Below are 12,406 nucleotides of genomic sequence, written 5' to 3' on the forward strand. Positions count from 1 at the left end.
CCGCCTACAGCGGTTTCCCACCGACATGACTGCCTCCCACCCCAAGGGCTTGGCCGTCAGCGACGGCCGAGTTCTCCGCGATCGAAATTGAGCCCGATGGACTCCACGGCGAGTCGGCTTACTCAATCAACCCTGAATGAACAGCCCCTTATGGCTTCCGTGACGAGACCTGCTTCTTCCTCAAGATCCGTGCTGCGTTTCTCGGAGTTGGGTGACGAACCTTTTCCTTGCAGATGACTGTGAGACTCTCACTTCAAAGAACGCGATGATCTCGCCCATGATGCCCTTGCGGAAAGCGAGCACGCAGATCACGAAGATCAGGCCCGTGACCATGGTTACCGAATCGCCCAGCGTATTGAACCAGTCCACTGCCGTGAGGCGCGCGAGGAAATTCCCCAGTTCGCCAATCTTGTTCTCCAGCAGCACCACCACTGCCGACCCCATCAAAGGACCCGACAACGTGCCCAGCCCACCCACCAACGTCATCAGGATGACCTGGCCCGAAGCCGTCCAGTGCACGTCGGAGAGAGTGGCAAATCCCAACACCAGTGTCTTGAGCGAGCCGGCGAAACCCGACAGCGCGGCAGAGATCACGAAGGCCATCAGCTTGAAGCGACTCACGTCGTAGCCCAGCGACACCGCGCGCGGCTCGTTCTCCTTGATGCCCTTCAACACCTGGCCGAAGGGCGAGTGAATCGTACGCACAATCAGCAGGAAGGCCAAGACCACCATGAACAGCGCCACGTAGTACATGGTCAGGTCGTTCGACAAGTCAATGAGCCCGAACAGCTTGCCGCGTGGCACGCCTTGCAAGCCATCCTCACCGCCAGTGAACTTGGCCTGCAGCGCAACGAAGAACATCATCTGCGCAAGCGCCAGTGTGATCATCGCGAAGTAGATTCCCTGTCGGCGGATCGCGATCACGCCGAACAGCCAACCCATGAGCGCTCCGGTGAGCGTGCCCGCGAGCAAGCCGAGTTCTGGCGTCAGTCCCCAAACCTTGATCGCATGGCCGGCCACGTAGGCCGAGCCACCCAGGAAGGCCGCGTGTCCGAAGGACAGCAGGCCGGTATAGCCGAGCAGAAGATTGAAGGCCGCGGCGAACAGCGCGAAGCACATGAGCTTCATCACAAACACCGGGTAGGCGCCGAAGAACGGCGCCAGCACCAGCGCGACGAGAAGCAGTGAATAGATGACGTTGGAAAAATTCTTCATGACAACGTCTTCTTTATTTCTCTTTGCCGAACAAGCCGGCGGGGCGAATGAGAAGCACCAGCACCATGATGGCGAACACCACGGTTGAGGACGCCTCCGCGTAGAAGACTTTGGTAAAGCCCTCGATGACTCCCAGACCGAGACCGGTGAGGATGGCGCCCATGATCGAGCCCATGCCACCAATCACGACCACCGCGAATACCACGATGATCAGGTTCTGCCCCATCAGTGGCGAGACCTGCATCACCGGTGCCGCCAGCACCCCGGCGAAGGCTGCAAGTGCGCAGCCGAAAGCGTAGGTCAGCGTGATCATCAGCGGCACGTTGACCCCGAAAGCCTCGACCAAGCGCGGGTTCTCGGTGCCAGCTCTCAAGTAGGCGCCGAGCCGGGTCTTCTCTATCGCGTACCAGGTGACGAAGCACACGACCAGCGAGGCCACGACCACCCAGGCGCGGTAGTTGGGCAACACCATGAAGCCCAGTGCTGTTGCTCCAGACAGCGCCTCAGGGGTGTCGTAGGCCAGACCGGATACCCCGTAGACTGAACGGAAGCCGCCTTCGATGAGTAAGGTGATGCCTAACGTGAGCAGCAGACCATAAAGATGGTCCAGCTTGTAGATCCAGCGCAGTAGAAACCGCTCGATGAACACGCCGAGCAAACCGACGATCAAGGGTGCTGCTGCCAGCATCACCCAGTAGTTGGTTTCGAAGTGGTTCATTGCGATCCAGCTAAGTACCGCGCCGAGCATGAACAGCGCACCGTGGGCAAAGTTGATCACGTTGAGCAATCCGAAGATCACAGCAAGCCCCAAGCTCAGGATCGCGTAGAACGATCCATTGACCAGTCCCAGTAGGAGCTGGCTCATCAAGGCGGAGAGAGAAATGGTCATAGAGTTTGAAGCAGCTGCGGGCCGTCACAGGCTCGCAGGAATGCGGTCACTTCCAGATGGCGCACTTGCTCTCGGCCTTGGTGGTGAACACCTGATCGCCCGGCAGTTTGGCGGCGACTTTGAGGTAGTCCCAGGGCTTCTTGGACTCTGATGGCGACTTAACCTGCATCAGATACATGTCATGCACGAAGCGACCGTCGGCTCGAATCTGGCCTTTTGCGTAGAAATCATCGATCGTCATGCTCTTGAGCTGGGCCATGACCTGGTCTGAATCCGTGGTCTTCGCAGTTTGGACAGCTTTCAAGTACGTCGTCGTGGCCGAGTAGTCAGCCGCTTGAATATCGGTAGGCATGCGCTTGGTCTTCTCGAAAAACCGGTTCGCGAACTTGCGCGTTTCGTCGTTAAGGTCCCAGTACCAGCTGGTCGTATGAAGAAGACCTTCTGTGTTCTTCAAACCCAGGCTGTGGATGTCGCTGAGAAATACAAGCATCCCGGCCGTTTTCATCGTCTTGTTGACACCGAACTCGCGAGATGCCTTGACGGCGTTGACCATGTCTCCACCGGCATTTGCCAGGCCGAGGATCTGCGCTTTGGAGTTCTGGGCTTGAAGAAGGAAGGAGGAGAAATCCGACGCGTTCAGCGGGTGCCGGACCGAGCCGACGACGCTCCCTCCCTTTTGCTTGATGACCTTCGTTGTATCGGCTTCAATGGCCTGACCGAAGGCGTAGTCAGCGGTCAGGAAGAACCAGTTTTTCCCGCCGGCGTCGACCACCGCACCACCCGTTCCGCGGGCCAGCGCCACGGTGTCATACGCATAGTGGACCGTATAAGGGGTGCATTCTTCATTGGTCAGTGCTGACGTGCCTGCGCCGCTGTTGAAGTAGACGCGCTTCTTCTCTGCCGAAACCTTCGCAGCGGCAATAGCAGCGCCAGAGTTGGTGCCACCGAAGATCATGTTCGCGCCCTGTATGTCGATCCATTCACGGGCCTTCGAGGCAGCGATATCAGCCTTGTTCTGATGATCTGCGCTCAGGAGAAAAATTGGACGTCCGAGCACCTTTCCTCCGAAGTCGTCGATAGCCATCTGCACGGCCAAGGCGCCATTTTTCCCTTCGAGATCGGAGTACAGGCTCGACATGTCGGTGATGAACCCGATCGTGACCTTCTCTTGGGACTGGGATTGCGCATGGGATGCTGCAGCGAAGCTCAATCCGAGTGCCGCGACAACGAGAGAAAATTTGAAATGTTGCATGACGTGGTCTCCAAAAAATACTTTTCAAACGCCGAGCAAATCGGCAAGCAATGGCATCTTGTCTTCGAGCTTTTCGGCCTTGAAGTGCTCGACCATGCGGCCGTGCTCCATCACGTAGAACCGGTCGGCCAATGGCGCCGCAAAGCGGAAGTTCTGCTCGACCATCACAATCGTGTAGCCCTTGTTGCGCAGCGTGTGGATCATTCGCGCCAGCGCCTGCACGATTACTGGCGCCAGACCTTCGGAGATCTCGTCGAGCAGCAGCAGCCGTGCGCCGGTCCGCAGGACGCGCGCCACTGCGAGCATCTGCTGCTCGCCGCCCGACAGTCGCGTACCCTGGCTGTGCCGACGCTCCGCGAGATTGGGGAACATCGCATAGATCTCATCGACCGACATGCCCGGCGCCATGACCTTGAGCGCAGGCGGCAGCAGCAGGTTCTCCTCGGCCGAAAGGCTTGCGAAGATGCCGCGTTCTTCGGGGCAGTAGCCGATTCCAAGGTGCGCGATGCGGTGCGTCGGCATGTCGATGGTCTCGACCCCGTTGACCTTGATGCTGCCCTTGCGGGTGCCGGTCAGCCCCATCACCGCGCGCATCGTGCTCGTGCGGCCCGCGCCGTTGCGCCCCAGCAGCGTGACGACCTCGCCCGGCTGAACCACCATGTCGACGCCGTGCAGCACGTGCGATTCGCCGTACCAGGCTTGCAGGCCCTTGATCTCGAGTGCGGGCGCAGCCATCAGTGCGCTCCCTGCAATTCATCACCGGTGGTGCCCATGTAGGCTTCCATCACCTGCGGATTCTTGGAGACTTCGCCATAGGGGCCCTCAGCCAGCACGGCCCCCCGCTGCAGCACGGTGATGGTGTCGGCAATGGTCGAGACGACGCTCATGTTGTGCTCGACCATCAGGATGGTGCGACCGGCCGATACACGCTTGATGAGTTCTGCCACGCGATGCACGTCCTCATGGCCCATGCCCTGCGTGGGTTCGTCCAGCAGCATCAGTTCGGGCTCCATCGCGAGCGTGGTGGCGATCTCGAGCGCGCGCTTGCGACCATAGGGCAGGTTCACGGTCTGCTCGTCGGCCAGTTCTTCCAGCCCTACTTCGGCGAGCAACTCGCGCGCGCGCCGATTGAGCGGTTCGAGCGACTTCTCGCTCTTCCAGAAGTGGTACGAGGTGCCCAGCCGGCGCTGCAGACCCAGGCGCACGTTCTCCAGCAGCGTGAGGTGCGGGAACACAGCCGAGATCTGGAACGAACGGATGATGCCGCGCCGCGCAATCTGCGCGGGCCGCTCGCCAGTGATGTCCCGGCCGTTGAAGAGAATCGTGCCACTGGTCGGCTCAAGGAATTTGGTCAGCAGGTTGAAGCAGGTGGTCTTGCCGGCGCCGTTCGGGCCGATCAGTGCGTGGATCGATCCGCGCATGACCGAGAGATTGACCTTGCTGACCGCGGTGAAGCCCCGAAATTCTTTGGAGAGCTGATGGGTTTGAAGAATGGGATCGCCCATGAGATTGAACATGAAAATTGATCGAACGAAGTCGCAGCCTCAGGGCGCTCACAAAACCAGGGATGCCTTAAAGCGACCGGAAGCGCGCCTTACTGGGCAGTCCAACCCCCATCGATAGGCATTGCGATGCCTGTAATTCCGGCAGCGTTATCGCCGCAAAGAAATTCGACCGCTGCAGCAATCTGCGCGGGTGGCAGCAAAGTCATGTTCGGCTGCTTCTCTCGAAGCAACTCATGGACGCCCTCTTGATAACTACCTCCGACAGCTGCGGCTTTAGCTTTTATTTGAGCTTCAAGGATTGGCGTGTCGGTAAATCCTGGGCAAATGCAGTTTGCAGTAATCCCACTCGTTGCCGTTTCAAGAGCCACACCCTTCGTCAAGCCGACCAGTCCGTGCTTCGCGGCCAAATACGCCGACTTGTTCACCGATCCAATCAGTCCGTGAACTGAAGCAACGTTGATTATGCGCCCCCAGCCCCGCGTACGCATTCCACCAAGACACGTCTTCATAAGGAGGAACGGCCCAGTCAAATTGATGGCTAAAACCTTCTCCCACTTTGCGAGAGTAAATTCTTCGATCGAAGAGACATGCTGAATACCGGCGTTGTTTACCAAAATATCAACGCCGCCGAACAATTTTTCAGCCCGCTCGATTAGCTCCAACGCCTCATCGGAATTCGACAAATCGGCACGGATATAGCCCACAAAACGCTTGTCGCCAATTTCGCTGGCGAGGCGCTCCCCATCATTTTCACTTTCAATTCCGTGAATGATTACTCGAAGCCCGGCGGCAGCCAGCTTCCGGGCGATCGCAAATCCGATACCCTGTGTTGACCCGGTTATAAGCGCAACTCTAGTTTTGAGCATGATCAGTATGCAATGAGATTAACGAGTTCTTTCCAGAATGCTCACGTAATTCGCGACGGCGGAGCCACCCATATTGAAAACTCCTCCGAGCTTCGGGCGATCTACCTGGAATTCCCCCGCTTGGTCGCATAACTGCATCGCGGCAATAACATGCATCGACACTCCCGTCGCACCGATCGGGTGACCTTTGGCCTTGAGACCTCCAGAAGCATTCACTGGGAGGCGTCCGCCGAGGTATACAGAGCCGTCATCCACCACTCGACGGCCCTCTCCCTTTGGCGCCAACCCCATCGCTTCATAAGAAAGGAGTTCAGCAATGGTGAAACAATCATGAACTTCTGCAAAAGAAAGATCGGTGGCCGAACAGCCGGCATCGTCATAGGCTCGCGCCCAAGCCCGCCTCGGGCCTTCAAAGTCGAGAAGGTTCCGCCTAGACATGGGCAAAAAGTCACTGACTTGCGCTCGCGCTCTAAACGCAACCGCTTTTTCGAATTCCTTGGCGCGCCGAGAGTCAACAATCACGACCGCCGCAGCCCCATCGGAAACCAGCGAACAGTCCGTCATTCTGAGTGGTGCTGCGATTATTGGGTTCTTGATCGAGACGGTGTTGCAGAAATCGAACCCCAAATCCTTGCGCATTTGTGCGAAAGGATTCTTAACTCCATTGGCATGGTTCTTTGCGGCTATTTTTGCTAGAACTTCGGAGTGATCGCCATAAGCATCAAAATAGGCCGCGGCAAATTCCGCAAAAATGCCCGGAAAGGTGAGACCGATACTCGCCTCCTCCGGAACATAAGAACATCCGGCCAAAATGTTCGTTACAGCGGGGGTATCTCTCTGGGTCATCAGTTCCGCCCCCACGACCAAGGCGGCGCTAATACGACCAGATTCAATCGCGTCACAAGCCGCGTTGATAGCCGCTGCACCCGACGCACACGCGTTCTCTACCCGGGTCGAAGCCGCCCAGCGCAGTCGGTCGTCGGACTGAAGAATCAGGGAGGAAGCGAAGATGTCATTTACGAATCCTCCATTAAGATTTCCCAGCCAAGTTCCGCCGATTTCCGAGGGATCGATCGCAGAATTCGACAAAGCCTCATCGGCGACCGCTACAATCAGCTTTTCCAAGCTGGAGGCGGTATGCTTGCCAAAAGGAACGTGCGCCCACCCGACGATGCTGCAACCCATGTGATGATCCATTTAATTGCAAAATTTGCGATCCACAATTCTGGCTTTGACGGAGCATCGGGGAAAGGCGTGCGTCTACGCAAGGGGAAACCCTTAATCGGGACTCGTTATGAATGACGCTTTGAGAGAACATCTGATCGAGGGCTTTGAATTCGCGCCCGTTGGGCTGTGCATTACCGAATTCAGAAAAATCGTCATCTGCAATGAAGAATTTAGCCGAATGTTCGGTTTTGAGAGCCACGGACTCGTCGGACAGTCGCTCGCGATTCTTTATCCTACTGCTCAAGAGTTCGACAGCACGGGCGAACTGGCGCTGCCAATTCTGCGAGAAACCGGCCGATATTCGGACGATCGACTCATGCGCCATCAGTCAGGTCGATTGATTTGGTGCCACGTTGCGGGGCGATCCTTCAGGGTCAATTCACCGTATGAGCACGCGATCTGGATGTTCGAAGACCTGTCCGACCGTCGCAAGACGGTGGTGCAACTGACGCCACGAGAGCGTGAGATTGTTAAGTTGCTGGCCAAGGGATTGACCAGCAAGCAGATAGCAAAGTTACTCGAAATGAGTCACAGAACGGTTGAAGCGCATCGCACTCGGATCGGCCGCAAGCTTGATGCGAGAACGACCGTGGAGATCGTGAGCAAGATTGCCGGATTGTATTAAAAAAGAGGGAGCCAATCCCCCTCTTTCGCTCAGTCTGGCTGTTGGCAGCTAAAACTCTTCTCGGAATTGGGGTCCCCAATTCCATCGTATTTGGCGATTTTTGGAAATGGACACAAAGGACGTGTCATGACGATTTCACCGGCGGCAACATTGTTGTCCTTGAATTTTGTCGCGACTATCCTGTCAGGTGCATCGCCTGTTTCTACCCATCTCTCGAGCGCCGCCAAAAGGTCTCGAGAGGGGTCGCCGGCCAGTGGGGCTGGGGTGCTAATGTCGTTGCCAAACACATTCGGCCCCAATCCCCCTCCGCAATGGTCCATGCCAGGGGCCTTGTAAAAGCGAATAAATGAGCCTCCAGCTCCGGTCGCTTCGCTAACCGATGTCAGATACTTTTCAAACCCGGCTGGCGGAATTAGCGCATCCATGGTTCCGTTGAAGCCAATGATTTTCCCGCCGCGATCCCTGAATTTCGTCAGATCTTTGCTCGTTGCATTTACGATCGGCCCTAGAACGCTTTCGACCGTTTGCCTGTCTCTGGAATAATCAAAATTGAGGAAGTCGAAGTCATTTCCAAGCACCCATGAGAAAAGCTCGCCGAACGGAGGCTTGGTGGAAAGATCGATCGCCAGACCGGCCGACCAATTCCGCTCTGAGCCCTTTTCGAGCTGCGGCGCTATGACTGCTCCCGTCACCGGGTCGACCACCGGGCTATACAGTTTTTCAACGGCCGACACCTGATCTGCAGTGAGGCAGTTCGCCCCGCCTGCGTCCTGGCATTGCAGAACGCGCGGATTAAACGAGCACTTTTCGGGCCGACTTATCAGACCGTCCTTCACTCCGTCGTCAGCGTCACAGGCTTCCAGGACTGCAGAAGACAGCAGGGCCATCTTGTCGGCAGGCATCCCCGGTGCCGGGAGTTTTTTCATGGTCGCCCAGTATGTAGCGATGCCGATGTGGGTCCCAATCCGATCATTGGCTGGCGCGCCGCTGATGATGCCGTCATAGTCGTCCGGGTACCGAGTCGCTTCATGGATTCCTTGACCACCCCCGGTTGAGCAGCCCATGAAATACGATTTCGCGGGCGGCTTTGAATAAAATCGCTCAGCCGATGCTTTTGAGAGAACCGTCATGAGGTGGGTTGAACGATAGCCCCAATCGATCCACTTTTCGGGATGACCCCGGAGAAGCGAGCCATCGAAAGAAAGCGTTGCCCCCCGGTGCCCATGTCTGTATGGGCGACCGCATAACCGCGCCTCAAACCTGCCGCCAGAGATTCGTAGCTGATGAAACCGGCGAACCCGCCGTTACCCAAGCCAAGCATCCGCCCGTTCCAGTGATCGCCGGGAAGCCAGATCTCAACTTTGATGTCGCTGTCATTGGAAGGGGTCAGTCTGACAGAGAGTCGACAGAATTCAGGCAATGATTTGATCGTTTCCGCAGTGGGGATGATCTGCTTCGGTACTGGAAAGTCTCCTGCTGGCCGATATTCCACGACGGTGAATTCAGTTCCCGGCAAGCTCTGAGCTGCAATAGCGCGGCACCTCTCCTCGTTGGACACCATTTGGGGAGGCGCGTCAGGAGGAATCACTGGCGTGGTGCCGGTTGCAGGAGGGAGTACAACAGGCACGAAACCTCCCGAATCCCCTCCTCCTCCGCACCCTGCGGCAATCGCCGCCACCATCATCCCGGTGACTGCTTTATATAAAGTCGTTTTTCTCATGATTTGTCTCCTACGTTGATGCTAGAACCGCTATTAAGTTAATAGCGATCCAAGAGCGGGGCCTGCTTAAAGCGCGGGCATTAAGGCTTGATCGTTGTCCCTTTCGGTTGCTGGCCGCGGCGCCGCTTTCCCTGGTGCGCCCGATCCGAGAACGGCGACACAATGATTCCTGGGGCCACTCGCCTACGCTAGGGCGCGCAAATACGCTAGGGTTTTCCATCACATCACGACGCGATGATTTCGTTGAGGCGGCCAGATCAGAAGATGCCGGCAACGCATTGGTACGTCATTTGGCGAAAATGTCGCGCCACGGACGTGAAGAGGTTGCGCTTTCCGCCTTAGTTGGAGCAGGCGGGGTAAACCCTGGCGTACTCACGCGACATGACACCCAAGAGATTTTTGAGCACTATCACGCTTTCGGGCGAAGGCCCTTTTTCGGATGGGTGAGTGAAAAAAGGCTATCTATTTGCGGCATTGAGAATGCTTGATGCTGAATATTTTGCTGAGGAATACCTCGCTAGAGTCGTCCCGCTTCTAAAACGGAGCGGTGCTCGAATCGTCGCTTCTTCAGATAGACCTGAGATAGTGGAAGGTGCGACTGACCGCGAGCGGGTCGTACTTATCGAATTTGATTCGTTTAAGTCAGCTCAGGATTTCTACCATGGCACAGAGTACCAAGCGGCAATTCAGTTTCGATTCAATTCAGCAGACGCGCACGTTTACATTATGGAAGCCCTAGACTGACGACCTTCCTATCGAGAGAGGGGGTCGGAGGAATCACTGTTCTTCGCCCAAATATCTCAAACAATGCAGAGAGGCCTCGGCGCTACAAAAGGACGACTGCATTGACCCCTTCTTCGCCGGCTTGGTACACCTGAGGTGACGCGATCCGCGAAGCCTTCTGTGCTCCCGCGACGGTCAAGCCACACATTGGTCACAGCTTGCCAATCCACCGCCCGCCTCCCCAGCTTGGCGTAGGCATGATGGTCCCAGCGTGCCTCCTGGTTGATCTGAACGCGTTATGTGCCCTGAGTCAGGAATACGCGCCAAATTTTTCCTCGGACGACGAGCTCGCGAGTTAAAGCCAGGGGCAGATCGAAATCGCGAGCCCGCGCTTACCATCAGTCCCGCGGCTTCATTTTCCTGAGACCAAGAATCTCGCGCGCCTCCCCCGCGCTTGCCAGGCGGCCGCCCAACTCACGCACGATGCGACCACCTTTGGCAACCAGAGCAGCGTTATCGGGTGCAAGCACCCCTTTCTCAAGGTAGATGTTGTCCTCCAGCCCTGCCCGCACGTGGCCGCCCAGGAGGAAGGCTTGCGCCAGCATGGGGAACGCTTGCCGGCCGATGCCAAAAGCGGCCCAGCGCGAATATTCGGGCAGCAGCGAACGTAAGTAGGCCAGCGTCGTGGGCGAGGCGTCGGCGCCGTACTTCACACCGAGGACGATCTGGAACAGCGCCGGTTCCGGCAAGGTTCCCTCTGCGATCAGATCACGAGCTAGGTGGATGTCCCCCGTGTCGAATACCTCCAACTCCGGCACTGTCCCCGCCTCTTGAATCAGTGCAGCCATCTTGCGCACATTCGCGGGCGTGTTGATGACGACGGAAGACCCGGAAAACATCGTATTGAGATCGAGGCTGCAGATCTCCGGCCGGAGGGCGGCCACGTGCTCCACTCGAGGCTCAGGCCGCATGAGCGTCGTACCGGCGGCTGCGACCTTCGGGTCGTGCTCACTCGGCACAAAACGCTGACCAGGGCCCGTGGTGAGATTGATCACCAAGTCCACATCGCTCGCCCGAATTCGCTGCACGACCTCTTCGTAGTGGGCAAGCTCCATGCTGGGGCGCCCGTCAGCATGTCGGACATGAATATGCACAATGGCTGCGCCGGCGCGGCCCGCATCGATGCAAGCATTCGCGATCTGCTCAGGAGTACATGGCAAGCCCGGATGCTGGGCGAGCGTAGTGATATTGCCAGTCACGGCACAACAAAGAATAGTGGGGGTGCTCATTGGTTAGAACATTGCTGAAAGTGTGTTGAAAACAAACCGCGACGAATACGTCCGGCGATGGATAAGCTTCGGTATCAACCGGCTGCATCGGCAAACGCGAATCCCATCGCACGGGCGTGGTAGTAGATGCCGCCGTCCTGAACAATCAGGAACATGGCAAATTGGGTTCCTTCGTTGTGATGGGAATGCATCGACGTTGCGGGTGTGACCGTCGTCGCCCAGGGGGCCCAGTCCTTGCGCTTGCCGTCAACCACGGAATAGCAGTTCTCGCCTTGGATCACCAGCGCCACGGCCGCTGAGTTGTGTCGATGTGGCCGCTGGGATTTTCCGGGCGGCAAGGTGTTCATCGCTACGGTGAGGGTTGGCAGAACGTTTCGGCTTGCCTCTTGTTCTTGCGAGGAGAGTATGAGCGCCGACCCTGCGATGTCGTCACTGCGTCCAATGCGGTAGAGGAGTTGAATCTGACGACTCATCTCGTCGGAGGTGAAATGCACTATCTCCGTCGGCGAATCGCCGGCGAGAGGTGGCTGCAGGTGTTCGAACATGAGTTGCGGTTCATTCGTGACGATCCACAATACGGCATCGCTCTCGCCAGCCTTGTGCCGATGGCTGGAGCTCCCCGGCAACACGAAGAGGTCTCCCCGTTGCCAGTCAATGCGCTCGTCTCCACATTCTGTCGATCCCTGCCCCGCGATGACATAGACGACGACTCCGCTGGCTCTGAATATCGTTTCCAGGGACTCCCCTGCCCTGATCCGTGCGTACCGGGCCAGGACAAGTGGCGTCGTTGCAGGGAACTTGCAACCCAACTGCTGCGATCGATCGCAGGAGATGACCCCAGTCGGAGTCCGCGGGTCCAAGGCCCTGCGAGGTTCATCGATGAAGCTCTCACCCGGAACCGGCGGAAGCTTCAGATCGAATGCATTGCCCGTATTGAAATATCTGGCGCGTTCTTCGGCTTTGGACTTGGGTGCCGAGGCGCGTTGCACCTCGAGCTCGCCAATAGACCGCGGCAGCGGTTGGTCATGCATGTTCTCTCCTTTTCAAGGCAGTCAGGTGTGTTCAGTCGCTACCTCGGCATAGCCAGTCGTGCAC

General features: G+C 57.4%; 11 protein-coding genes and 1 pseudogene. 2 read left to right on the plus strand and 10 right to left on the minus strand.

The window, feature by feature from the left end; translation table 11 throughout:
* Positions 1–180: 180 nt before the first annotated feature.
* The 7 genes from ACAM58_RS31795 to ACAM58_RS31825 all read right to left on the minus strand — a co-directional run bounded on the left by ACAM58_RS31795 (position 181) and on the right by ACAM58_RS31825 (position 6,912).
* Positions 181–1,215: a branched-chain amino acid ABC transporter permease gene (locus ACAM58_RS31795; RefSeq protein WP_369664724.1), complete on the minus strand. Its 1,035-nt coding sequence runs from the start codon at positions 1,213–1,215 to the stop codon at positions 181–183.
* Between the two features lie 13 nt (positions 1,216–1,228).
* Positions 1,229–2,104 carry a branched-chain amino acid ABC transporter permease gene (locus ACAM58_RS31800; RefSeq protein ID WP_369664725.1) on the minus strand — a complete coding sequence of 292 codons (876 nt, stop codon included), beginning with the start codon at positions 2,102–2,104 and terminating at the stop codon, positions 1,229–1,231.
* A gap of 46 nt (positions 2,105–2,150) precedes the next feature.
* Positions 2,151–3,356, minus strand: a complete 1,206-nt coding sequence (locus ACAM58_RS31805) for an ABC transporter substrate-binding protein (RefSeq protein WP_369664726.1) — start codon at positions 3,354–3,356, stop codon at positions 2,151–2,153.
* A gap of 24 nt (positions 3,357–3,380) precedes the next feature.
* Positions 3,381–4,091 carry an ABC transporter ATP-binding protein gene (locus ACAM58_RS31810; RefSeq protein ID WP_307596935.1) on the minus strand — a complete coding sequence of 237 codons (711 nt, stop codon included), beginning with the start codon at positions 4,089–4,091 and terminating at the stop codon, positions 3,381–3,383.
* Positions 4,091–4,861, minus strand: coding sequence for an ABC transporter ATP-binding protein (locus ACAM58_RS31815; RefSeq protein WP_307596977.1), 771 nt, complete (start codon positions 4,859–4,861; stop codon positions 4,091–4,093). The genes ACAM58_RS31810 and ACAM58_RS31815 overlap by 1 nt, the downstream gene beginning before the upstream one ends.
* An 89-nt stretch (positions 4,862–4,950) precedes the next feature.
* Positions 4,951–5,727: a 3-hydroxybutyrate dehydrogenase gene (locus tag ACAM58_RS31820; RefSeq protein WP_369664727.1), complete on the minus strand. Its 777-nt coding sequence runs from the start codon at positions 5,725–5,727 to the stop codon at positions 4,951–4,953.
* 18 nt (positions 5,728–5,745) lie between these two features.
* On the minus strand, positions 5,746–6,912 hold the full coding sequence (locus tag ACAM58_RS31825; protein WP_307596979.1) for an acetyl-CoA acetyltransferase: 1,167 nt from the start codon (positions 6,910–6,912) through the stop codon (positions 5,746–5,748).
* Between the two features lie 109 nt (positions 6,913–7,021).
* Between ACAM58_RS31825 and ACAM58_RS31830 the strand changes: the two genes are divergently transcribed.
* Complete coding sequence (locus tag ACAM58_RS31830; protein ID WP_307596937.1) at positions 7,022–7,579, plus strand: PAS and helix-turn-helix domain-containing protein; 558 nt, start codon at positions 7,022–7,024, stop codon at positions 7,577–7,579.
* 29 nt (positions 7,580–7,608) lie between these two features.
* Here the strand turns inward: ACAM58_RS31830 and ACAM58_RS31835 are convergent.
* Positions 7,609–9,299, minus strand: a pseudogene (locus tag ACAM58_RS31835) (tannase/feruloyl esterase family alpha/beta hydrolase).
* Between the two features lie 447 nt (positions 9,300–9,746).
* On the opposite strand from ACAM58_RS31835, the gene ACAM58_RS31840 reads away from it, so the two are divergent.
* Positions 9,747–10,043 carry a DUF1330 domain-containing protein gene (locus ACAM58_RS31840; RefSeq protein ID WP_369664728.1) on the plus strand — a complete coding sequence of 99 codons (297 nt, stop codon included), beginning with the start codon at positions 9,747–9,749 and terminating at the stop codon, positions 10,041–10,043.
* 377 nt (positions 10,044–10,420) lie between these two features.
* Here the strand turns inward: ACAM58_RS31840 and ACAM58_RS31845 are convergent, their stop codons facing one another.
* Together ACAM58_RS31845 and ACAM58_RS31850 are read right to left on the minus strand one after the other, a co-directional pair.
* Positions 10,421–11,311 (minus strand): 3-keto-5-aminohexanoate cleavage protein, encoded by an 891-nt coding sequence (locus tag ACAM58_RS31845; protein ID WP_369664729.1) that lies wholly within the window; start codon positions 11,309–11,311, stop codon positions 10,421–10,423.
* A gap of 74 nt (positions 11,312–11,385) precedes the next feature.
* On the minus strand, positions 11,386–12,342 hold the full coding sequence (locus ACAM58_RS31850) for a cupin domain-containing protein (protein ID WP_307596940.1): 957 nt from the start codon (positions 12,340–12,342) through the stop codon (positions 11,386–11,388).
* Between the last annotated feature and the right edge of the window lie 64 nt (positions 12,343–12,406).

The organism is Variovorax sp. V116 (assembly GCF_041154435.1).
Lineage (GTDB): Bacteria > Pseudomonadota > Gammaproteobacteria > Burkholderiales > Burkholderiaceae_C > Variovorax > Variovorax paradoxus.